Source organism: Corynebacterium sp. MSK073 (assembly GCF_030232085.1).
Lineage (GTDB): Bacteria > Actinomycetota > Actinomycetes > Mycobacteriales > Mycobacteriaceae > Corynebacterium.
This window is the reverse complement of record NZ_JASPIY010000039.1, coordinates 1-1,084: the sequence shown is the minus strand read 5'-3', so window position 1 is coordinate 1,084 and position 1,084 is coordinate 1. Positions and strand designations below refer to the sequence as shown.

General features: G+C 53.6%; 1 protein-coding gene and 1 pseudogene. Both read left to right on the top strand.

Going from position 1 to position 1,084, the window contains the following annotated elements; genetic code table 11:
• Positions 1-25: 25 nt before the first annotated feature.
• Positions 26-368 (top strand): annotated as a pseudogene (locus QP970_RS11575) (transposase).
• A partial coding sequence (locus QP970_RS11570) for an IS3 family transposase (RefSeq protein ID WP_284869966.1) occupies positions 365-1,084 on the top strand: 720 nt, incomplete at its 3' end. The pseudogene QP970_RS11575 and the gene QP970_RS11570, both read left to right, overlap by 4 nt.

Below are 1,084 nucleotides of genomic sequence, written 5' to 3'. Positions count from 1 at the left end.
TGAAGTGTCCCAGGTTTTGTTCCGTTTGAGTAGATGGGAAAATCTGGAACATGCCAAGAAAATTTGACCAGGATGCAAAGGACCGTGTGGTCCGTCTCGTGGAAGATCGCATCTTGGCGGAAAATATGTCGATGCAGGCCGCGTGCCAGGCAGTAGCTCCAAAGCTGGGGGTTTCATGGCACACGGCTCGTCAATGGACTCAACAGGCCCGCCGTGCAGGAAACACCCCAGAACCTGTACCTGAAGATTTGGCCGCCGAAAACGCGAGGCTACGCCGTGAAAATCAAGAGCTCCGCGACACTAATGAGTTGTTGAAGGCCGCGTCAGCTTTTTTCGCGTCGGAACTCGACCCAAAACGTCGGAAATGATCCGGTTCATCGATAAATACCGGAATTATTTCTCTGTCGAGTTCATCTGTAAGACGTTGAAAAATAGCCGGGCTGGTGGGTTTATCACCTCGCGTGGTTATCGCCAGTCCAAAGCCCGTGGGTTAAGTGCTCGTCGCCTTCGTGATACTGTTCTGGTTGAACGCATTAGTGCTGTTCATAGAGATAATTATGGTGTCTACGGTGTGCGGAAAATGTGGCATGCGCTTCGCCGTGACGGAATCGATATCGGTCGTGAACAAACCGCCCGACTGATGCGCCTGGCTGGCGTTTCTGGCAAAGGCAAAGGCGGATCACCAATTACAACCCGAAAAGCTCACGTGCCTGATTTGCGCCCGGACTTGGTCGAGCGTGAATTCAAAGCCCGGGGCCCGAACAAGCTGTGGGTGGCCGACATTACCTATGTACGGACACGAAAAGGATTCGTCTACACCGCGTTTGTCACCGACGTCTACTCCCGGCGGATCGTCGGGTGGGCGCTGTCAGATTCGATGCGGACCGAAGCTTTGCCGCTGCAAGCTCTCAACCAAGCGATTGTGAGCGCGAGGGAAACAACAGGTCTCATTCATCATTCGGATCACGGATCGCAGTACGTCAGCGTGGTCTACAACGAGCGACTTACCCAGCACGGCATTACAGCTTCCACCGGAACTGTCGGGGATTCTTATGACAATGCTCTGGCTGAAAACGTTAACGGC